22 protein-coding genes are annotated in these 20,207 nt (G+C 64.8%); 11 read left to right on the forward strand and 11 right to left on the reverse strand.

Translation table 11 applies throughout. The annotated features are described in order from the left end of the window. The first annotated feature begins 54 nt into the window (after positions 1-54). The 3 genes from IVB36_RS05735 to IVB36_RS05745 are packed head-to-tail and all read left to right on the forward strand — an operon-like array spanning position 55 to position 3,484. A complete protein-coding gene (locus IVB36_RS05735; protein WP_018452890.1) occupies positions 55-930 on the forward strand; it encodes a branched-chain amino acid ABC transporter permease in 876 nt (291 codons plus the stop codon). A gap of 11 nt (positions 931-941) precedes the next feature. Beyond that, positions 942-2,789 carry a branched-chain amino acid ABC transporter ATP-binding protein/permease gene (locus IVB36_RS05740; RefSeq protein WP_018452889.1) on the forward strand — a complete coding sequence of 616 codons (1,848 nt, stop codon included), beginning with the start codon at positions 942-944 and terminating at the stop codon, positions 2,787-2,789. Continuing rightward, on the forward strand, positions 2,786-3,484 hold the full coding sequence (locus IVB36_RS05745) for an ABC transporter ATP-binding protein (protein ID WP_018452888.1): 699 nt from the start codon (positions 2,786-2,788) through the stop codon (positions 3,482-3,484). The genes IVB36_RS05740 and IVB36_RS05745 overlap by 4 nt, the downstream gene beginning before the upstream one ends. On the opposite strand, the gene IVB36_RS05750 is transcribed toward IVB36_RS05745, so the two are convergent. Beyond that, a complete protein-coding gene (locus IVB36_RS05750) occupies positions 3,481-3,900 on the reverse strand; it encodes an HIT family protein (RefSeq protein ID WP_018452887.1) in 420 nt (139 codons plus the stop codon). The genes IVB36_RS05745 and IVB36_RS05750 overlap by 4 nt on opposite strands. 89 nt (positions 3,901-3,989) lie before the next feature. Here IVB36_RS05750 and prmC point away from each other — a divergent pair, with 89 nt between their 5' ends. Then, the gene (gene prmC, locus IVB36_RS05755; protein ID WP_018452886.1) at positions 3,990-4,886 is read left to right on the forward strand and encodes a peptide chain release factor N(5)-glutamine methyltransferase; all 897 of its coding nucleotides are present in this window, start codon (positions 3,990-3,992) and stop codon (positions 4,884-4,886) included. Positions 4,887-5,348: 462 nt separating this feature from the next. Continuing rightward, positions 5,349-6,143: a DUF4167 domain-containing protein gene (locus IVB36_RS05760; RefSeq protein ID WP_018452885.1), complete on the forward strand. Its 795-nt coding sequence runs from the start codon at positions 5,349-5,351 to the stop codon at positions 6,141-6,143. A 71-nt stretch (positions 6,144-6,214) separates the two neighbouring features. Here IVB36_RS05760 and IVB36_RS05765 read toward each other — a convergent pair whose 3' ends face one another. Continuing rightward, a complete protein-coding gene (locus tag IVB36_RS05765; RefSeq protein ID WP_007599158.1) occupies positions 6,215-6,961 on the reverse strand; it encodes a methyltransferase domain-containing protein in 747 nt (248 codons plus the stop codon). A 109-nt stretch (positions 6,962-7,070) separates the two neighbouring features. Between IVB36_RS05765 and gloB the strand changes: the two genes are divergently transcribed. Both gloB and IVB36_RS05775 read left to right on the forward strand, forming a co-directional pair. After that, positions 7,071-7,838 (forward strand): hydroxyacylglutathione hydrolase, encoded by a 768-nt coding sequence (gloB, locus tag IVB36_RS05770; RefSeq protein WP_018452884.1) that lies wholly within the window; start codon positions 7,071-7,073, stop codon positions 7,836-7,838. 23 nt (positions 7,839-7,861) lie between these two features. After that, the gene (locus tag IVB36_RS05775) at positions 7,862-8,284 is read left to right on the forward strand and encodes a cupin domain-containing protein (protein ID WP_018452883.1); all 423 of its coding nucleotides are present in this window, start codon (positions 7,862-7,864) and stop codon (positions 8,282-8,284) included. A 34-nt stretch (positions 8,285-8,318) separates the two neighbouring features. Here the strand turns inward: IVB36_RS05775 and IVB36_RS05780 are convergent, their stop codons facing one another. The 3 genes from IVB36_RS05780 to IVB36_RS05790 all read right to left on the reverse strand — a co-directional run bounded on the left by IVB36_RS05780 (position 8,319) and on the right by IVB36_RS05790 (position 11,460). After that, the gene (locus IVB36_RS05780) at positions 8,319-9,188 is read right to left on the reverse strand and encodes an EamA family transporter (protein ID WP_018452882.1); all 870 of its coding nucleotides are present in this window, start codon (positions 9,186-9,188) and stop codon (positions 8,319-8,321) included. Positions 9,189-9,315: 127 nt separating this feature from the next. Then, positions 9,316-10,041, reverse strand: a complete 726-nt coding sequence (phbB, locus tag IVB36_RS05785) for an acetoacetyl-CoA reductase (protein ID WP_018452881.1) — start codon at positions 10,039-10,041, stop codon at positions 9,316-9,318. Between the two features lie 240 nt (positions 10,042-10,281). Further along, positions 10,282-11,460 (reverse strand): acetyl-CoA C-acetyltransferase, encoded by a 1,179-nt coding sequence (locus IVB36_RS05790; RefSeq protein ID WP_018452880.1) that lies wholly within the window; start codon positions 11,458-11,460, stop codon positions 10,282-10,284. 303 nt (positions 11,461-11,763) lie between these two features. Here IVB36_RS05790 and phaR point away from each other — a divergent pair, with 303 nt between their 5' ends. Further along, on the forward strand, positions 11,764-12,360 hold the full coding sequence (gene phaR / locus IVB36_RS05795) for a polyhydroxyalkanoate synthesis repressor PhaR (protein WP_018452879.1): 597 nt from the start codon (positions 11,764-11,766) through the stop codon (positions 12,358-12,360). A gap of 69 nt (positions 12,361-12,429) precedes the next feature. Here the strand turns inward: phaR and IVB36_RS05800 are convergent, their stop codons facing one another. Beyond that, positions 12,430-13,317, reverse strand: coding sequence for a branched-chain amino acid aminotransferase (locus tag IVB36_RS05800; protein WP_018452878.1), 888 nt, complete (start codon positions 13,315-13,317; stop codon positions 12,430-12,432). Positions 13,318-13,434: 117 nt separating this feature from the next. Here IVB36_RS05800 and IVB36_RS05805 point away from each other — a divergent pair, with 117 nt between their 5' ends. After that, complete coding sequence (locus IVB36_RS05805; protein WP_018452877.1) at positions 13,435-14,370, forward strand: alpha/beta hydrolase; 936 nt, start codon at positions 13,435-13,437, stop codon at positions 14,368-14,370. A 48-nt stretch (positions 14,371-14,418) separates the two neighbouring features. Here the strand turns inward: IVB36_RS05805 and IVB36_RS05810 are convergent, their stop codons facing one another. The 5 genes from IVB36_RS05810 to IVB36_RS05830 all read right to left on the reverse strand — a co-directional run bounded on the left by IVB36_RS05810 (position 14,419) and on the right by IVB36_RS05830 (position 17,668). Continuing rightward, positions 14,419-14,664, reverse strand: coding sequence for a hypothetical protein (locus IVB36_RS05810; protein ID WP_018452876.1), 246 nt, complete (start codon positions 14,662-14,664; stop codon positions 14,419-14,421). Between the two features lie 111 nt (positions 14,665-14,775). After that, positions 14,776-15,336 (reverse strand): carboxymuconolactone decarboxylase family protein, encoded by a 561-nt coding sequence (locus tag IVB36_RS05815; protein WP_018452875.1) that lies wholly within the window; start codon positions 15,334-15,336, stop codon positions 14,776-14,778. Positions 15,337-15,438: 102 nt separating this feature from the next. Continuing rightward, positions 15,439-16,026 carry a peroxidase-related enzyme gene (locus IVB36_RS05820; RefSeq protein ID WP_018452874.1) on the reverse strand — a complete coding sequence of 196 codons (588 nt, stop codon included), beginning with the start codon at positions 16,024-16,026 and terminating at the stop codon, positions 15,439-15,441. Beyond that, complete coding sequence (locus IVB36_RS05825) at positions 16,026-16,514, reverse strand: hypothetical protein (RefSeq protein ID WP_018452873.1); 489 nt, start codon at positions 16,512-16,514, stop codon at positions 16,026-16,028. The genes IVB36_RS05820 and IVB36_RS05825 overlap by 1 nt, the downstream gene beginning before the upstream one ends. Further along, complete coding sequence (locus IVB36_RS05830; RefSeq protein WP_039798756.1) at positions 16,511-17,668, reverse strand: PLP-dependent cysteine synthase family protein; 1,158 nt, start codon at positions 17,666-17,668, stop codon at positions 16,511-16,513. The genes IVB36_RS05825 and IVB36_RS05830 overlap by 4 nt, the downstream gene beginning before the upstream one ends. Before the next feature lie 86 nt (positions 17,669-17,754). Here IVB36_RS05830 and IVB36_RS05835 point away from each other — a divergent pair, with 86 nt between their 5' ends. Further along, positions 17,755-18,735, forward strand: coding sequence for a LysR family transcriptional regulator (locus IVB36_RS05835; protein WP_018452871.1), 981 nt, complete (start codon positions 17,755-17,757; stop codon positions 18,733-18,735). Continuing rightward, positions 18,732-20,189, forward strand: coding sequence for an NAD(P)/FAD-dependent oxidoreductase (locus IVB36_RS05840; RefSeq protein WP_018452870.1), 1,458 nt, complete (start codon positions 18,732-18,734; stop codon positions 20,187-20,189). Before IVB36_RS05835 ends, IVB36_RS05840 begins: the two co-directional genes overlap by 4 nt. The last annotated feature ends 18 nt before the right edge of the window (positions 20,190-20,207 follow it).

Genomic DNA, 20,207 nt, shown 5'->3' on the forward strand with positions numbered 1-20,207 from the left:
CGGCGTCGCCTTTTTCTGACGCGCAACATCGCGCGCCACAACAGCGATTGTCGCATGATAAGTTGGCCCAACCTCGTTTCACAGCTTTTCAACGGGCTCGCGCTCGGCGCCCTGCTCGCGCTGATCAGCTCCGGCCTGACCATCATCTACGGCACGCTCGGCGTGCTCAACCTCGCACACGGCGCGATGTTCATGATCGGCGGCTATGCCGGCTTCGTCGCCTATCAGTACACGGAGTCGTTCACCCTTGCCGTGATCGCGGGCTCCCTGTTCGTGATGCTGCTCGGCGTTCTCATGGAACGCGGCATCATCCGTCATTTCTATCATCGTCCGCACGAGGATCAGCTGCTCGTGACCTTCGGGCTCGGCATCTGTTTCGTCGAGCTCGTGCGCCTGATCTTCTCGAGCCAGTCGCAGCTGGTGCCGCCGCCGGCGCTATTCCAGGGCATCACCAATCTCGGCTTCATGTTCTATCCGACCTACCGCCTCGCCGTCGTCGGCATCGTCGCGATCGCCCTCGGCGCATTGTTCATCGTGCTCTACCGGACCCGGCTGGGCATGATTGTGCGCGCCGGCATCGAGGATTCGGTGATGGTGGATTCGCTTGGCATCAATGTCTATCGCGTCTTCATGGTGGTCTTCGGCATCGGCGCAATGGCCGCCGGCTTTGCCGGCATCGTCAACGCGCCGGTGGTGTCGCTGACACCGGGCATCGGTGACGACATCCTGGTCCAGACTTTCGTGGTGGTGGTGATCGGCGGCGTCGGTTCGTTCCCCGGCGCAATTCTCGGCGGCCTGATCGCCGGCGAGATCATCAGCGTCACCTCCATGTTCAACCCCGGCTATGCCTATGTGATGCTGTTTGCGGCGATGACGCTCGTACTCGTGGTACGACCGCATGGCCTGCTCGGCGTCCAGGGCCGCGAGTAAGCGATCACCTGATGCTCAAGCAACGCCCCTTCCTGATCGAAGCCCTGACTGCGATCGGCTTGATCGCAGCCCCCTTCGTGCTGCCTCATCTCGGGTTCGCGCCGAACACCGTGAACAGGATCCTGGTCTGGGGCCTGTTCGGGCTCGGCTTCGACATCCTGTTCGGCTTCACCGGCCTGCTCTCGTTCGGCCAGTCCGCCTTCTACGGCACCGGCGGCTTCGTCGCCGCCTACCTGCTGACCCGCGCGGGCTTCGGCAACGTGCTGGGCGCGCTGATCATCGGCATGATCGCGGCCGCAGCGACCGGCTACCTGATCGGCCTGATCGCATTGCGCCGCACCGGCATCTATTTCGCGATGATCACCGTGGCAATCGCGGAAGTGTTCTTCTTCGTCGAATTCAATCCACTTTCCGATTTCACCGGCGGCGAAAACGGCCTGCCCGGCGTGCCGACGCCGAGCTTCAATCTCGGCTTCATCTCCATCCACTTCACCAATGGCTGGTCGCTCTATCAGTTCATCGCGCTGTGCTATTTCGTCGGCGTTGTCATCGCCCTCAGGATCGTGCGCTCGCCGGTCGGCGCGGTTCTGAGTGCGATCCGCGACAATCCGCTGCGCGCCACGGCCGTCGGCCACAACATCCATGGCTACAAGCTGACCGCCTTCGTGATCGCAGCCGCTTACGCGGGCTTCGCCGGCGGACTGCTCGGCGTGCTCCAGGCCTTCATGCCGCCCGACGCCTTCACCTTCGACACCTCGGGCCAGCTCGTGATGCAGACGGCCATCGGCGGCAGGGGCACGCTGTTCGGACCGCTGGTCGGCGCAACCGTTTGGCTGTTCCTTCAGGACTTCCTGCAGTCCGCACTGGGCCTCGGCGCAGCCTGGAAGTTGGTGCTGGGTGTCGTGTTCGTGCTGCTGGTCTGCTTCCTGCGCGGCGGCATCATCGGCGGCCTTGCCGATCTCTACCGCCTCGTCTCGGGAAAGCGAAAGCAGACGGATGCGGAGATGGAGCAGGACGCCGCTGACACCGAGGCCAGGCTGCAACCTCCACCGGCGCCGATGCAGGCCAAGGAGGTCGAGCACCCCGCCTATTCCGGGCCGATCCTGAAAGCCACCGGCCTGACCAAGCGCTATGGCGGCCTCGTTGCCAACAGCGACATCGATTTCAGCGTCAATCGGGGCGAGCTGCGCGGGATCATCGGCCCCAACGGCGCCGGCAAATCAACCTTTTTCAAGATGCTGACCTGCGAGATCGCGCCGAGCTCCGGCCAGATCGTGTTCGAGGGCCGCGACATCACGGGATTGAAGGTCACCGAGGTTTGCCAGCTCGGACTGACCAAAAGCTACCAGGTCAACCAGCTCTTCACCGGGTTGACGGTGCGGGAGAACCTGACGATCGCAGCCCTTGCCGAACTGCGCGGAAAATTCCGGCTCGACCTGTTCCGCACGCTCGGCGGCGTCAAGGGCCTGACGGAGCAGGTGGCGCACACGCTCGCTTTGGTGAACCTGACCCGTCGTGCCGACACGCCCGTGTCCGAGCTCGCCTATGGCGAGAAGCGCAGGCTGGAAATCGGGCTTGCGCTCGCCACGTCGCCGCGCCTGTTGCTGCTTGACGAGCCGCTCGCCGGCATGAGCCCGCGAGAGCGTCTCGAGACCGTCAAGCTGCTCAAGTCGATCGCGCGCGGCCGTACCATGATCATCATCGACCACGACATGGATTCGCTGTTCGAGTTGGTCGAGCGCGTCACCGTGCTCCAGGAAGGCCGGGTGCTGGTCTCCGGCACGCCGGAGGAAATCAAGGCCAACGCCGCCGTCCAGGAAGCCTATCTCGGTGGCGTGCACGGAGAGATCGCGGCATGAGCCTGATCGAGGTCAACGGCCTGAACAGCTATTACGGGGACTCCCACATCCTGTTCGACGTCGCCATGCATGTCGAGCGTCACGAGGTGGTGGCGCTGCTCGGACGCAACGGCGCCGGCAAGAGCACCACGCTGAAGAGCCTTATGGGCGTCGTGACGCCGCGTAGCGGCAGCGTGAAATTCGACGGCATCGATATCGCCGGGCGCAAGAGCCACAGAATCGCGCAGGCCGGCATGCAGCTCGTGCACGAGGAACGCCGCATTTTCGGCAGCCTGTCGGTGGAGGAAAACATCGTCCTCGCCGGCATCACCGCGCCGAAACGCTGGCCGCTCGATCGCATCTACGAGATGTTTCCGCGGCTGAAGCAGCGGCGCAACAACCGCGGCACCGAGCTATCCGGGGGCGAACAGCAGATGCTCGCGATCGCACGGGCGCTCGTGCGTGATCCCAAGATCGTGCTGCTGGACGAGCCGTTCGAGGGACTCGCGCCCGTCATCGTCCACGATCTGGTCAAGGCCTGCCGCGAGCTCGCCGCCGCCGGCCAGACCATCGTGCTGGTCGAGCAGAACCTGGCGGCGACGCTGGCGCTGGCGACACGGATCTACATCATCAACAACGGACATATCGTGCACGAAGGGCCGGCGCGGGAGCTCAAGGCCCAGCCGGAGCTGCTCCAGCGCTATCTCGGCGTCTAGAGAGCGGCGATCATTCGCCTGGCGTGAGCGGCGAGCACCGCCGTGTCCTCCTTGCGCGTCTGCGCCGGCAGCAGCTCGATTCCGGCCCTGACCGGCATGACGTGCATGTGCAGGTGAAAGACCACCTGGCCGCTGGCCGGCTCGCTGAACTGCTGAAGGATGATGCCCTCGGCGTCGAACGCCTTCATCGCGGCAATCGCGATCCGCTTGGCGGTTCGGGCGACCGCGGCGAGGTCGTCATCCGCGATGTCGAGGATGCCGCGTGCCGGCGCCCGGGGAACGACCAGCGTGTGCCCGGGCGAACGCGGCATGATGTCGAGGAAGGCGAGGCTACGGTCGTCCCTGAAAACCTCGAAACAGGGGATCTCGCCACGCAGGATCTTTGCGAAGACGTTCTGATCGTCGTAGGGCGTCATGGACCCTCCTTGGTTGCGAGGCGCGATCTGACGCGCTCCTTTTCATTGACGCAAGCAAGCCAGCCGATCTATCCACGATGCTAGGCAGGATGGTTCCATTGGCGACAGATTTCGATCCAGGACACAGCATCGAGAGTGCGCGGCGCGTGCTTGCGGCACGGCTGCAATCGGCCGGCATCGAGCAGCCCGCCCTCGATGCGCGCCTGCTCGTCGGAGCTGCGCTGAGGCTTGATCTGACCGGGATGGTGACGCAGGCGGGCCGACAACTCGCGCCTGAAGAGGCTGCGCGGCTGGAAGCGTATGCGCAGCGCCGGCTCGCGCATGAGCCCGTCGCCCGCATTCTCGGCGCTCGGGAATTCTGGGGCCTGCCGTTCCAGCTATCCGAGGCGACGCTGGTCCCGCGGCCGGATACCGAGGCCGTGGTCGAACTGGCGCTCGAGATCTTTCATGGGCTTACGAATTCGGGACGGCGCCCGTGCATCGCCGATATCGGCACCGGATCCGGCGCCATCCTGCTCGCGCTGCTGCACGAAATTCCCGGCGCCGTCGGCGTCGGCACCGATCTCAGTCTGACCGCGCTCAAGACCGCCAGAGACAACGCCGCGGCTCTTGGCCTCGCCGACCGCGCCAGCTTCGTCGGCTGCTCCTACGCAGCGGCGCTCCGCGGCCCGTTCGACCTCGTCGTGTCGAATCCGCCCTATATCCCGTCGGCCGAAATTCCGAAATTGAGCATCGAGGTGCGCGAGCACGATCCGCACCTGGCGCTCGACGGCGGCAATGACGGTTACGACGCCTATCGCGCCCTGATCCCGCAGGCGACTGAACGTCTCGCTCCCGGCGGAGCACTGATCGTCGAGGCCGGACAGGGCCAGGCCCGCAATATTGAAACCTTGATGACGGCTGCCGCGTTGGTCGTGGACAGGCCGCCCAAGGCCGATCTGGCGGGCATCCCACGGGCGGTTTCGGCCCGGAAAATGCCCCCATAAAAGCCGGATTGGGCTGCAAAAAACCTCTTGGAATATCCCTTGGGAACGACTACCTTCCTATCAACACATCGGTGCCGGCCCCGTAGACCTACGGGCGAAAGCCGGGCTCTCGGGCGAGAGCTTACTGATAATGGTTCCAAGCCGCAGGTCCTGTTGAGCGCGATGGCCATTTGAGCTGCGCTGCTTACCGACCGCAACGTGAACGAAAGCCTGATATTGCGCTTGAAGACTTACGCAACAAAGCAGGGCTTGTTTCGGCAGGCGATATGAATGGGTTCGCTGGCGATGGATGCTGGCGGTGGGGAACGCGTCTTTTGTTGAACGCGACGGTCGACGAACATCGGCAGGGATCAATCCGCTCTTGCGTGCGGTTGCGCGCAAGCGATGTGAACCGCTGTCATCAGGTCACTCTCGGCAATCAGTAATGCGTGCAACCTTTAGGGCTGGAATTAAAGGCAGGACATGAGAAACGGTCAGAACAAGCAGCGGATGCGCAACCGCAACAATAATAATAACAATAACAACAATAATAACCGGCGCGGCCAGAACCCGATGACCCGGGTCTACGAGTCCAACGGACCTGACATCAAGATCCGCGGCACGGCTTCGCATATTGCTGAAAAGTATCTCCAGCTCGCGCGCGACGCGCGCTCCTCCGGAGACCCCGTTGCGGCCGAGAACTACTACCAGCATGCCGAGCATTATTTTCGTCTGATCGCGACGGCTCAGGAACAGTTCCGGCAGAACCAGCAACCGCGCGGCGACGAGCCCATCAGCAACAACAGCGGTGACGACGGCGAGGACGACGGCGAGAATTTCTCGAATTTCGGCCAGGAACCGGGTTTTGTCCCACAGCCGCCACCGCCGCCCTTCACCCGCGACCGCGACGGCCCGCGCGATCATCAGCCGCGTGATCATCAGCCCCGCGACAACCATGCTTATCAGCGCGACAACCAGCAGCCGCGCGAGCATCGCGAACGCGACCATCGTCCGCAGCCGCAATATCAGCCCCAGCCGCAACCGCTACCGCTGAACCAGCCTCAGCCCGTCGTCGCCGACGCCGTCAGCGTCGATCGTTTGCCTTCCTTCATCACCGGCCCGCAGCCGCAGGTGAGCGGTGGCGCGCCCGGCCAGGCCGGCTTCGAAGGTGGTGGTGGCGAGCGCTTTCCGCGGCGGCGCCGCCGCCCGAATGGCCCGCGCCCCGAGCGCGAAGCCGCTCCGGCCGCCTCAAGCGACGAAGTGGCTCCCGGCGAGTAAGCCTTTCGCCGGACATCTTGCGCCAGATGTCCTGACCCGAATCGTCCCGGCATGTCCGGGACGATTTGTTTTTAGCCGCGCGTCGCCGTCGTCGAGGATGGTACCAGCACCGGCTTCGCCAGTGATGGAATGAGCCGCGCCCGCTCGCGCTTGGCGGGGATCGCGCGGTAGACCTGCTTGGTCGCCTCGACGATGTGCACGCCGGCGAAGGGCAGCGACAGCGCCGCGCCGGCCCGCTCCCACATCTGTGCGGATTTCAGCACCCAGCCCCCGGCATAGGGCGGCATGAACAGCGCCTCGCCCCAGGCGGTCGGGGTGAACCAGGTCTGGCGCAACAGGTCCGTGATCTGCGAACGCGAATAGGGCCGGCCGTGACCGAACGGCGTGCTGTCGGTGCGGGTCCACACCCCGCGCCGGTTCGGGATGACCGCAATCACGCGACCGGACGGCGACAGCACGCGCCATGCCTCGCGTAGCAGCGCGGCCGGATCGTCCGACATTTCCAGTGCGTGGACCAGCAGGATGCGATCGACCGCGGCGTCGGGAAGCGGCAGCGAGAACTCGTCCACCAGCGAGGCAAGCGCCGGCCGTCCGGTGGGCCATTTCAGGACGCCCTGGGCCGAGGGCATGAAGGCGATGCAGCGCTCCGCGTCCTCGCGGAACAACCCGAGATAGGGCGTGGGATAGCCGAAGCCGAGCACCCGCTGGCCATCGACGCGCGGCCAGCGCTCCCGAATGCCGCGATTGATCATTTGCCGCGCCACAATCCCGAGGCGACGGGAGTAGAACTCGCGGAGGTCGACGACATCAATGGTCATGATCGCAATGTAACATGCACGAGGCGGCCCCCGCGCGCGGAATATTGCATTGCCTGCGCAACGTTAACGCCATATTTGTCTGACGGAGCTGAGCGCGATCGGAGATGACATGGCCGCCGAAATTCGTACTTTCACCTGTTTAAACGACAATTTCGGTTACCTCATCCACGATGTGGAAACCAAGGCGACGGCGTCGATCGACGCGCCGGAGGCCGGCCCCATCGTGAGGGCGCTCGAGCGCGAGGGGTGGCAGCTCACCGACATTCTGATCACCCATCATCATGGCGATCATGTCGGCGGGGTCGCCGAACTCAAGCAGAAATACAATTGCCGCGTCGTCGCGCCGCATGACAAGACGACGGAGATCGCAGACGTCGACCTGCGCGTCGCCAATGCCGAAATCGTCAGGGTCGGCAGCTTGCTGGGGCGCGTACTGGAGACGCCCGGCCACACGCTCGACCACATCTCCTATGTGTTCGACACCGACAAAGCGCTGTTCGCCGCCGACACGCTGTTCTCGATCGGCTGCGGCCGCGTGTTCGAGGGCACCTATCCGATGATGTGGGATTCGCTTCTGAAGCTGCGTGCCCTGCCCGACGACTTCAAGCTCTATTGCGGCCATGAATACACGGCCTCCAACGTCAAGTTCGCGCTGACCGTCGACCCCGACAATGCGGCGCTGCAGTCGCGCGCGGCGGAGGTGGCGAGGCTGCGGGCCGAGAACAAGCCGACCATTCCCGCGCTGCTTGGTGACGAGAAGCGGACAAACGTGTTCCTGCGCGCCGACGAACCCTCGATCGCAGCCAGGCTGCACATGAAGGGCGCGGATGCCACCGCGGTGTTCGGCGAGCTGCGCGAGCGCAAGAACAAGTCTTGAAGAACAGATCCTGACGGGAATCGATGCCGACCGCAGCCGAGATCATCGCGCGCCTCGAACTCCGCCCGCATCCCGAAGGCGGGCATTACCGAGAGACGTTTCGCGACCAGACCACCGACGCCAACGGCCGCGCGCGCTCGACCCTGATCTATTTTCTGCTGGCGCGCGGCGAGCGTTCGCACTGGCATCGCATCGATGCTGTCGAGAGCTGGCACTATTACGCCGGCAGCCCGCTGACCCTGCGGATAGCGCACGAAGGCTGCTCCCAGCACGAGGTACGGCTCGGTACGGACCTGTTGAACGGCGAGCGGCCACAGGCGATCGTGCCGGCCGATGCGTGGCAGACGGCAGAGACCACCGGCGAGTGGACCCTGGTCGGCTGCACCGTGGCGCCCGCCTTCGAGTTCGCGAAGTTCGAGCTCGCGCCGAAGGGCTGGGAGCCCTAAGGCCCTGTCGCTTCGGCTTGCGCCGGCAATGATGCTACCGCTTCCGCAGCAACATGTCCTTCGCCGCAATCAGGCCGCCGCCGGCGATCAGGATCGCGGCGATGGTGATGTTGGCGCTGGCATTGGCAAAGCCAGCGGCGATGAGGAAGCCGGTCGAGAGCAGCGGCGTCGCATAGGAGGCGGCGCCGAGCACGCGGATGTCGCCACGCTTCATGCCGATGTCCCAGGCGTAGAACGCAGCACCGACGGGACCGATGCCGAGCGCGATGACGGAGAGCCATTGCAGCGTCGTGTCCGGCCACACCGTGGTTTCAAGCAGTCCATGCATCAGCGCGGCGAGCACCGCGGTGGCGAGGCAGAATCCCGCGACCGCATCGGTCGGCACCGCCTTCAGTCGCCGCGACAACACCGAATAGATCGCCCACACGAACGCTGCGATGAAGGCCGCGGCCAAACCCGGCAATTGTCCCTGCGTGAAGCCCGAGGTGTTACCGGCGAACAGCAGCACGGTGCCGACGAGGCCGAGCAGGGCGCCAACGACGTGATGCACGGCAAGCCGCTCGCCCGGCAGAAACGACGAGAACAGCACGATCAGGAGCGGCCACAGATAATTCAGCAGGCCGGCTTCAGCCGGTGGCGCAAAGCGCAGCGCGAGGAAATACAGCGCGTGATAGCCGAACAGTCCGCCGACACCGACGATCCACACGACCAGCGGCTGACGCAGGCTTTTGGCCGCTGCGCCGCGGCCGATCCAGGTGAGCAGGCCGACGAGCCCGCCGATCGCGAACGTCATCGCGGCCAGCTGGAATGCCGGGATCTTTCCGGTCGCCACCGTCATCACTGACAGCAGCGACCACATCAGGATCGCGGTCAATCCGATCAGCGTTGCGGTGCGGGGAGTCATCGATCAAAGGCTCTGAGGACGTTTATGCCCGGCACAAGGCCGGGCATTTTCGTCCTCACTATCGCCTTGTCGCGACTGAAGCTACATATTTTGCCTCAGCGACGTTGCGCCAAGAGAATGGGCGCCATCAGGCCTGATATTGGCCGCCATTGATGGTCAGCGTCGAGCCGGTCATGAAGCCGGCCTCGTCCGCCGCCAGGAACACGACCGCACGTGCGATCTCTTCCGGTTCGCCGAGCCGGTTAACCGGGATCTGCGGGATCACGTTCTTTTCCAGGACGTCCTTTGGCACTGCCTGCACCATTTCGGTGTTGATGTAGCCGGGGCAGATCGCGTTGACGGTGATGCCGCCCTTGGCGTTCTCGAGCGCAAGTGCCTTGGTGAAGCCGATGTCACCGGCCTTCGCCGCGGAATAGTTGACCTGGCCAAACTGTCCCTTTTGGCCGTTGATCGACGAGATCGAAATGATGCGGCCGAACTTGCGCGCACGCATGCCTTCAATGATGGGACGCGTCATGTTGAACAGCGAACCGAGATTGGTATTGATGACGGCGTTCCACTGCTCGAGCGTCATCTTGTGGAAGGCGGTGTCGCGGGTGATGCCGGCATTGTTGACGAGCACGTCGATCGGCCCGACGTCCGCCTCGACCTTCTTCACGCCCTCGGCGCATGCATCGAAACTGCTGACGTCCCATTTGTAGACGGCGATGCCGGTCTCGGCCTTGAACTTCTCCGCCGCCGCGTCGTTGCCGGCATAACTCGCCGCAACCTTGTAGCCGGCCGCCTTCAGCGCTTTGCTGATCGCAGCTCCGATGCCCCGCGTACCACCCGTCACCAATGCAACACGTGCCATATCGTATTTCCTTCCCTTGGACTCTTCGGACGTTTCTGAGTGATCGTTTTTAAGTGCGGATTATGGGGGACGTTTGACGGACATCAAGAACAAAACGCCCGGCGTCGAGCCGGGCGTTTCTCTTTAGTCGAGGCTTGTACGGTTGCGAAGAATATTTGATTTGCAACCGCTGCCTTTTTAATCGCGTGCAACGCACTCAGTCACGTGTGCAGCGCACGCGCAAATGACGCGTCAACTATCTCAGTCGCGCGCCACACACATCGCGATACCCATGCCGCCACCGATGCACAGCGTGGCGAGGCCCTTCTTCGAATCGCGCTTCTGCATCTCGTGGAGCAGCGTCACCAGCACGCGGGCGCCGGAGGCACCGACCGGATGGCCGATCGCGATCGCGCCGCCGTTGACGTTGACCTTGGAGGTATCCCAGCCGAGGTCCTTGTTGACGGCACAGGCTTGCGCAGCGAAGGCTTCGTTGGCCTCGATCAGGTCGAGATCGCCGACGTTCCAGCCGGCCTTCTTCAGCGCGGCACGCGAGGCCGGGATCGGGCCCGAGCCCATGATCTTCGGATCGACGCCCGCCTGCGCCCAGGACACGATGCGCGCGAGCGGCTTCTTGCCTTCCTTGGCGGCCTGCTTGGCGGTCATCAGCACCACGGCAGCAGCGCCGTCGTTGATGCCGGACGCCGAGCCCGCGGTGACCGTGCCGTCCTTCTCGAAGGCGGGACGAAGCTTCGCCATCGCGTCGACCGTTGCGCCATGGCGCGGATATTCGTCGGCGCTGACGACGACATCGCCCTTGCGTCCCTTGATGGTGACGGGAACGATTTCGTCGTTGAATTTACCGGCCTTCTGCGCGGCCTCGGCCTTCTGCTGCGAGGCGACCGCGAACTCGTCCTGCTGGGCGCGGGTGATCTGCCACTGCCGCGCGACGTTCTCGGCGGTGTTGCCCATGTGATAGCCGTTGAAGGCGTCCCACAGACCGTCCTTGATCATGGTGTCGATGAATTCGACTGCACCCATCTTGACGCCGCCACGCAGGTACTGGGCGTGCGGAGCCATGCTCATGGATTCCTGGCCGCCGGCGACCACGATCTCGGAATCGCCGTTGAGCAGCGCCTGATAGCCGAGCGCAACGGTGCGCAGGCCCGAGCCGCAGAGCTGGTTGACACCCCAGGCCGGGCTCTCGACCGGAATGCCGGCATTGATCGAAGCCTGACGGGCCGGGTTCTGGCCCTGGGCGGCGGTCAGGATCTGGCCCATGATGACTTCGGAGACCCGGCCGGGCTCGATGCCGCCGCGCTCCAGCGCGGCCTTGATGGCAATGGCGCCGAGATCATGGGCGGGAAGGGTTGCGAACGCTCCGTTGAAGCTTCCGACCGGGGTGCGGGCGGCGCTGACGATGACGACATCGTCTGACATGGGCATCTCCTGGGTTGAATGGGGGCAGACGGGGCTGGGGAAACGGCTCGCCAGTCTCGGACGGCATCCTGTTAACGTCGTTGAGGCATGTCAATCGGCCGGTGGCCGAATTCATCCCGCAGCGCATTCAAAATAGCGTTCTTGGCGCTTTCGCAAGCACGTTTTTGCTGCCCGATTAACCGTGGCGCACAAAACGGTAGCGTGACCCCTTTGAAAATGCTTATTTTGTTGCGTTGCGTACTCTTCCCGCCCTGCGGCATAGCCCGTCAGGTTCCCGTTCTCCGCGCTTGCAAGTGAGAGCCCATGGCGAAATCAGACCAACCCACCACGATCAAGAAATACGCGAACCGCCGGCTCTATAACACCGGGACGAGCACTTACGTGACGCTGGAAGACCTCGCCGCCATGGTCAAGGATGGCGAAGATTTCCTGGTTTACGACGCCAAGACTGGCGACGACATCACCCGCTCCGTGCTTGCCCAGATCATCTTCGAGCAGGAGAACAAGGCCGGCCAGAACCTGCTCCCGACCACCTTCCTGCGCCAGCTGATCCGCTTCTACGGCGACAGCATGCAGATGGTGGTGCCGAAATATCTGGAGCAGGCCATCGCCTCGCTCACTCAGGAGCAGGAGAAGTTCCGCAAGCAGATCGCCACCTCGCTGTCGGGAACCCCGTTTGCGCCGCTGGAGGAACAGGTCCGCCGCAACATGGAGCTGTTCCAGCAGACCTTCTCGATGTTCAAGCCTTTCGCGCCCGGCGCAGCCCGCCCCGCGGGCTCCGCGGAGCCGGCGCCCGAGCCGGCCGCCGAAGCCCCAAAGGACAGCAATATCGACGATCTGCGCCAGCAGATGAAGGACATGCAGGAACGCCTCGAGCGGATGTCGAAGAAGGACGAGTAGGGGTTCCTGCCACGCGCTAACGCGCCTTGCTGCCACAACTCCGCCGTCGTACCGGCGAAGGTGGGGAAGCTACGCCGCCAGCTTCACTGCGTGGGCAAAGTCCCAATAGAGCTTGCGCGCGCGCGTGTAGAGCGGGCCCGGCTGCAGCTCGCGATCGTCGATGCGGATCACCGGCGCGACTTTTGCGAAATTGCCGGTCGAAAAGATCTCGTCGGCGGCGAGGAAGTCGGCGTAACGCAGCGTCTTCTCGACCACGGTGACGCCGTCGGCGCGAAGCAGGCTGACGACGCGCTGGCGGGTGATGCCGTTGAGGAAGGTGCCGTTCGGCACCGGCGTGTAGACCACGCCGTCCTTGGCCATGAACACGTTGGAATTGCCGAACTCCGCGACGTTGCCGAGCATGTCGAGCATCAGCGCGTTCTGGAAGCCGCGCGAGGCGGCCTCGGCAAGCGCGCGCGAATTGTTCGGATAGAGACAGGCGGCCTTGGCCTCAACCGGGGCGCATTCGGCGGTGGGCCTGCGGAACGGCGACAGCGTGATCGCGTTGCCGACCGGCTTTGGCATCGGCGCCTCGTAGATGCACAGGCACCAATCGGTGGTCTCGGGGTCGAACAGCACGCCGCCGCCCGCGCCGTTCCGCGCCCAGTACATCGGACGAACGTAGAGCTCGGCATTCGGCGCGAAGCGTGCGATGCCCTCGTTTGCGAGTGTCATCCAGGTTCCGGAATCGACCACCGGCTTCAGGCCAAAGTTGATCGCGGATTGATTGGCGCGGGCGACGTGGCGGTCGAGATCAGGCGCGACGCCTTCGAACGCCCGCGCGCCGTCAAACACGACCGAGCCGAGCCAGGCCGCATGCGTGCGCGGGCCCATGATCGGCACATTGCCGTCGTGCCATTTGCCCTCGAAGAAGGTCCAGCTCGGCGAATATTCGATGGGCTTTTTGATCTCGGCCATGACCGGCCTCTCCCTTGGCGTGGTGCCGCATTATAGCGCCACTATTGGGCGCAATTTGTAAATGATTCCCTGCGGGAAAATGGTGAGTTACCCTCCCGCGAGGGGAAAGGAAGCACCATGCCGCTCGATCCGCTCGCAAAGCGCTTGTTGACCATGATGGCTGCGGCTGCGCCGCAGGCACGGAGCCGGCCGAGCGTGGAAGCACGGCGGCAATCATTGGCAAAGCTGATGCAGTTTGCGCGCGCCGATGCGCCTGACGTGCCGACGTCCGACGGCGTGCTGCCTGGTCCCGGCGGCGCGCTGCCCTATCGTCTCTATTCACCCGCAGGCGCCGATGATCGCGCGCCCGGCTTCGTGTTCTTTCACGGCGGCGGGCTCGTTGCCGGCAGCATCGCCACGCATGACCGCATCGCGGCGGCGTTGGCACATGCGACCGGTTGCCGCCTCGTCTCGGTCGATTACCGGCTGGCGCCAGAGCACAAATTCCCCGCCGCCGTGGACGATGCGATTGCTGCCACCGAATGGGTGGCGCGCGAGGCCGCATCGCTCGGCATCGACGCCGGGCGTCTGGTGCTCGGCGGCGATTCCGCCGGTGCAACGCTCGCTGCGATCGTGTGTCAGGAGGCGGCGCAGACAGCTGGTCTTTCCATCGTCGCGCAATGCCTGATCTGCCCGGTGCTGGATTTCGAGGAGGCCTCGCCTTCGCGCGAGGCGTTCGCCGAGGGCCACCTGATCGACCGCGTCACGATCGAAGCCGATCTCGCCGACTATCTGCCCGAAGCCTTGGACGCTGCCGATCCCCGCATCTCGCCCTTGCGCGCGACACGGCTTGCGGGCTTGCCGACCGCCATCATTCACACCGCGGAGTTCGACCCGATGCGCGACGAGGGCAATGCCTATGCCCGCAAGCTGCTCGCTGCGGGCGTCACGGTCGAGCACGTCTGCCACGAGGGCATGGTCCACAATTTCCACGCCATGGGCGCAATTCTGCCGCAGGCGCAGCTCGTGCTGTCGCAGATCGGTGAGCAGGTCAGGCGGGCGGTGGGGACGTGAAGCACCTGGTGTTGCCGCCTCCCGCAACGGGAGAGGAAAGAGAATGCCTCACGCTCTTGCCCCGATGACGGAACGCGCCGCCGCGACGTAGTTTGGCCAATGCGCATCCGCATAACGCTCGGCCTGTCGCGCGCAGGTGATTTCGGGCGCATGCGCAGCTGCGATCATGCGCGCAAAGCGCTCTTCGGCGACCGTCACATCATCGGCCGCGGTCGAGGGCGCGGCTCCAGCGGCGGTCGGCGCAACGGCGAGTCCCGCCAGTCCGGCGAGCAGGATGCGGCGTGACGTGTCCATGGCTGTCGTTCCCTCTTCATTGCACTTCGATCGTGACCGGCGAATGCATCGCCATGGCGGCGGCAGGGTACCGTGACGCTTCCGTCCAGTCCAGCAGCTGGGGCAGTGTGGTCAGTCCGGCACCGGCACGTCGAACGTGTTCAGCGTGACCGACACCATGCAGTAAACGCCGACGAGATAGGACAGTTCGGCCGCACCGTGCTCGCCGAATTCCTTGACCGCGGCCCGATAAGTCAGTTCCGGCAGCACGCCGCCGCTGACCAATGCGGACGCCACGTCGTAGGTGACGGCTTCCTGCTTGGTGAGATCGACCGGCCGCTGTCCGGCGACGATGGTCGCGAGCTTCTCGTCGGAGAGGCCGCGCTGCTCGGCAACCAGCACATGCGCATAGAGCTCGTAGCCGGAGCGGAAATGCGAACCGGTGACGAGGATCGCGACCTCACGCACCGGAGCCGGCAGCAGCGGGTTCGCCGCGATCGCCTTGACCAGCTCCCACACAGGCTTGCCGAAGCGCGGCTCGCGGATCCATGGATTCCAGGGCCCGAGCAGCGCGCCGTCGTCGCGCATGTTCACAAAGCCCTTGAAGTGGTCCTTGATGCCCGCTCGCATGTCGTCATAGAGCGGCTTCTGTTCGGCACTCAGGTCTTTCGGATCGAGAATGGGAAGGCGCACGGCAGGTCTCCTCGTTAAGAAGCCGCGAAACTCGCCCGCAGGCGCTCGCAAGGCAAGTGAAGTTGCCGTGACATTCGGTTTGGGGCGAGCCGATGGCGTCGGTTACGATGCTTCCGGCCGCACCAGCGGCTCGCCCAGCGTATGCATCAGCCGGTTGGCCCAGCCGAAGATCGCGGCCGACAGCACCAGGTCGAGCTGCTCAAGCTCGCTCAGCCCGGCCTCGCCAAGTGCGTGCGCATCGTCTGCGCTCGCTTCGATCGGAGTCGTCGAGAGTTTTGTAGCGAAATTGAACAATGCCTGCTGGCGCGTCTCCAGCGTGGCATCGCGCTCGTCGGCAAAGATCTCCTCGACGACCTCTTTGCGCCCGGAGTAATTGATGAAGCGTGAGGCGTGCACGGCGGCGCAATAGATGCAGCGGTTGACGACCGAGGCACTCAGCGCGCCGAGCTCGCGCTCCGCCGGGGACAGGCCGTCCTTGCCATACATAATGAGGTTGAACAGCGGCGAGCGCACCGCGAGCGACTCCGGGTCATGCGCCAGCGTCAGCACGTAAGGCGAGACGCCCTTGTTGGAGGGGGTGACCTTCATCGCCGCGAGCTGCTCGGGCGTTGCCGAGGCGAGCTCGACTGGCGTGACATAAGGCGACCAGGTCGGGACCGTGGTGGTGAAGCTATGGACGACCTCGCTCATCAGGCTTCGACCTCTTTCAGGAGCCTGAGGCCGGCCAGGACCCGCAGCTGGTAGTTCACGAAGGCGCCAAGCTCGGACAGCCGCACGATATCGGCCTCGCTGACGCCGGCCACCTTCAGCGCCGCAATGTCCTGTCGCGTCGCCTCGCGCGGCGAAAGCGTCAGCAGATCGACGTGGCGGGCCATGGCATCGTGAAGAGGATCGCCGCACACACCGCCGGGCCGGGTGAGCACGGCCAAATCAAGATCGCTCGAATGCGCCAGGTAGGATTCGTAATGCGCGATCAGCGCCCCGTCGCCGACATGACGGCACATCCGCGCCGCGAGTGCCGCCCGCAAGCCGTGGCTCAGACCGCCGGGCTCGCGCGGCAGCAGCACCGCGTCATGGGCCGCTTCGCTGAGGCGCAAAATCTCGGTGCGGGCGTTCAGAGCGTGGCCGAGCCGCGACGCCGCGGGCACGCCGACAATGGTTTCGATCAGCGTGGTCAAGCATTGCTCCGCGAGCTCTGTGGATTGGCGACGTCCTCGACGGCGAGCGCCGGCGGCTGCGCCGTATCGAGAAACGCCGACAGGGCAGCCTCGATCGGCATCGGATCAAGGCCGCGAGCTTTCAGCCACGTGGGATCATAATAGGTCTGCCGGTAGCGCTCGCCGGAATCGCAGATCAGCGTGACCAGCGATCCGGTTTGACCGGCGCTGCTCATCTCCGAGGCAATGCGGCACAGCGCCAGGAAATTGGTGCCGGTCGAGCCGCCGACTGGCCGGCGGAGCCGGCGCGACAGCACGTTCATCGCTGCGATCGTTGCGACATCCGGGATCTTCATCATGCGATCGACGACGCCCGGCACGAAGGAGGGTTCGCAGCGGGGCCGACCGACGCCTTCGATCAGCGAAGGCCGCTCGCAAACATGGGAGCGGTCCTGCGAGCGGAAGCAGTCGAAGAAGGCGGAATGCTCGACATCGGCAACGCAGAGCCGCGTCGGGTACTGGCGATAGCGCAAATAGCGTCCGAGCGTGGCCGAGGTGCCACCGGTGCCCGCCCCCATCACGATCCAGTCCGGCAACGGACGCGTCTCGCCCTTCAATTGCGTGAAGATCGATTCGGCGATGTTGTTGTTGCCGCGCCAGTCGGTGGCGCGCTCGGCGAAAGTGAACTGGTCCATATAGTGGCCGTTCAGGCGGGCGGCGAGCGCCGCCGCTTCCGCATAGAGTGCACGACCGTCATCGATCAGATGGCAGTTGCCGCCATAATGCTCGATCGCGGCGATCTTCTCCGCCGATGTCGTCCGCGGCATCACGGCATAGAAGGGCACGCCGATCATCTGTGCGAAATAGGCTTCCGACACCGCGGTCGATCCCGACGAGGCTTCCACCACGGGCGTGCCTTCGCGGATGTGGCCGTTGCAGAGCGCGTAGAGGAAGAGCGAGCGCGCGAGCCGGTGCTTCAGGCTGCCGGTCGGATGCGTGGACTCGTCCTTCAGATAGATGTCGATGCCTGATAGCGCCGGCACGATCAGCCGGATCAGATGCGTGTCGGCGGTGCGGCACTGGTCGGCCTCGATCGCCGCCACGGCCTCATCGACCCAGCCGCGCCGATAGGCCGGTCCGGCCGGATTGTGGTGGCGAAAGGGGTTCGGCTCCATCGACATGACCCTCAACTTCTCATAATGCCTATTGCACATCAAGAAATATTGTTCATTCTATATTCGCATAATGCGGGCACCAGACCATGAACCAGGACGTTATCGACATTCGCCTTCTCGAGGCCTTTGCCGCCGTGATGTCGGCCGGCAGCATCACGGGTGCGGCACGGTTGCTCGGCCGTTCGCAGCCGGTCACGACGCGTCAGATCCAGGATCTCGAGGCTGACGTCGGCTATCTCCTGTTCACCCGGAATGGCCCGCGCATCAGCCCGACGCCGAAAGGCGTCTTGTTTCATGCCGAGGTCGAGCGGCTTCTGATGGGCCTGAAGCACATCCGCCAGCGCGCCAACGCGATCGGCGCGGGTGCGCTTCCCGTGCTCAGCCTGGCGGCGATCCCGGCGCTGGCGGCCGGCTTCGTCCCGGCTGCGCTCGCAGCGCTCGAACGCGAGTTGCTACCAAGCCAGATCCACGTGCAGGCGCTCTCGGCCGAGAATGTGGTGCAATCGGTGCTGTCGCAGTCGGTCGATTTCGGTCTTGCGAGCCTGCCGATCCAGCATCCCGGGCTCGACGTGCAGTGGGTCTGCGAGGTGCCGTGCGTTGCGTGCCTCGCGTTGGATCACCCGCTGGCGAAGAAGAAGGTCATTCGCCTGAAGGACCTTGGTGGCGTCCGGCTGCTGACGATGGCCAACCCCTACCGGCTTCGCCGCCGCGTGGAGGAGGCGCTGGAGCGTGAAGGTGTCGTGCCCGCTGGGGTCATCGATACCAACGCTTCCCTGACGGCGATTGCCATGGCCAAGCAGTCGCTCGGCATCGCCGTGGTCGAGCCGGTGCTGACGTCCAGCCTGCCGGTTGAAGGCGTCGTCACCCGGCCGTTGGACGTGTCCATTTCGTTCCTGTTCGCCGCGATTGCGCCGACCGGGCGCGAGCCGACGCCAACGGTTGCCGCACTCAACGGCGCACTGCGCGCCGCGGTCGCGCTGATGCCGGGCGCAAGGCTGCATAGCGGCGCCACCGCGCTAGCCGAGGCCGGCGACGAAACCAGTCAATTCGAGAAAGCTTCCTCATGACGATGACACCTGGTGCGGCGGGCCTCGGGGCACTTGAAGCGCGCCTGAAGCAGGATCTGGCCTGGCTCGAACTGCCCGCCAAGTCATGGGTGCCCCGCCGCGTCGTCGATGGCGAGGGTGTCTTCGACGTCGTCATCGTCGGTGCCGGCATGGCCGGCCTTGTCGCCTCCGCCATGCTCAAGCGTCTCGGCGTCGACAACCAGCTCGTGCTCGACCGCGCGTGCGCAGGCGAGGAAGGTCCCTGGGTCACGTTCGCGCGGATGCGGACGCTGCGCTCGCCCAAGGAATTGACCGGCCCCGCGATGGGCATGCCGGCGCTGACCTTCCGCGCCTTCTACGAAGCGCAATATGGCGAGCAGGCGTGGCAGGCGCTCGACCGCGCGCCGCGCACGGTATGGATGGATTACTTGATATGGTACCGCAAAGTGCTGGGCCTGCCGGTCCGCAACGGGGTCTCGGTTGCGCGTATCCACGCGCGCCCCGATGAATTGTTCGCTCTCGACATCAGCGAGAGCGGCACGTCGCGACACATTCTCGCCCGGCATGTCGTGCTGGCGACGGGGCGCGACGGCCTCGGCGGCGCTTACGTGCCGCCGCTCGCCGACGGCATCGACCGGCGCTTCTGGGCGCATTCCGCCGATCCTATCGACTTCGAAAAGCTCCGCGGCAAGCGCGTCGCCGTCGTCGGCGCGGGCGCATCCGCGATGGACAACGCGGCGATGGCGCTGGAGTCGGGCGCCGCGCGCCTCGACCTCTTCATCCGGCGCGCGGACATCCCGCGCGTCAACAAGTTCACCGGTATCGGCAGCCAAGGGGTCGTGCACGGCTTTGCCGGCCTGACGGACGACTGGAAATGGCGCTTCCTCGATCACACGCTGAAAGCGCAGACGCCGCCGCCGCGGCAGAGCGTGCTGCGCGTCTCCGCCTATCCGCAGGCGCATTTCCATCTCGCAAGTCCGATCGATGATCTCGTCGTCAAAGAGGATCATCTCATGGTGACGACGCCGAAGGGCCGCTATGCGACCGACTTCATCATCTTCGGAACCGGCTTCAAGGTCGACCTCGCGTTGCGCGACGAGCTTGCCGCGTTTGCGCCGCATATCCGCTTCTGGAGCGACCGCTTCCCGACGCCTGACGGCATGGACAATGCGGAGCTGGAAAACTCGCCCGACCTCGGCGACAGCTTTCAGTTCCTGGAGAAGCAGTCAGGCGCCTGCCCGATGCTGGCACGGCTGCACTGTTTCAACTATCCGGCGACGCTGAGCCACGGAAAGCTTTCCGGCGATATTCCCGCGATCAGCGAGGGCGCCGACCGGCTCGCGCGCGGCATCGTCCGCCGCCTCTTCGTCGAGGATCGCGAGATTCATTTCGCCAACCTCAAGGCCTTCGCAACGCCGGAACTCGTTGGCGACGAATGGCAGGATGCCGACGCCACCCATCAACTCGCCGAATAGGCGCAACCGGACAGGCAA

It is taken from the genome of Bradyrhizobium sp. 35, assembly GCF_023073215.1.
Taxonomy (GTDB): Bacteria; Pseudomonadota; Alphaproteobacteria; order Rhizobiales; family Xanthobacteraceae; genus Bradyrhizobium; species Bradyrhizobium canariense_D.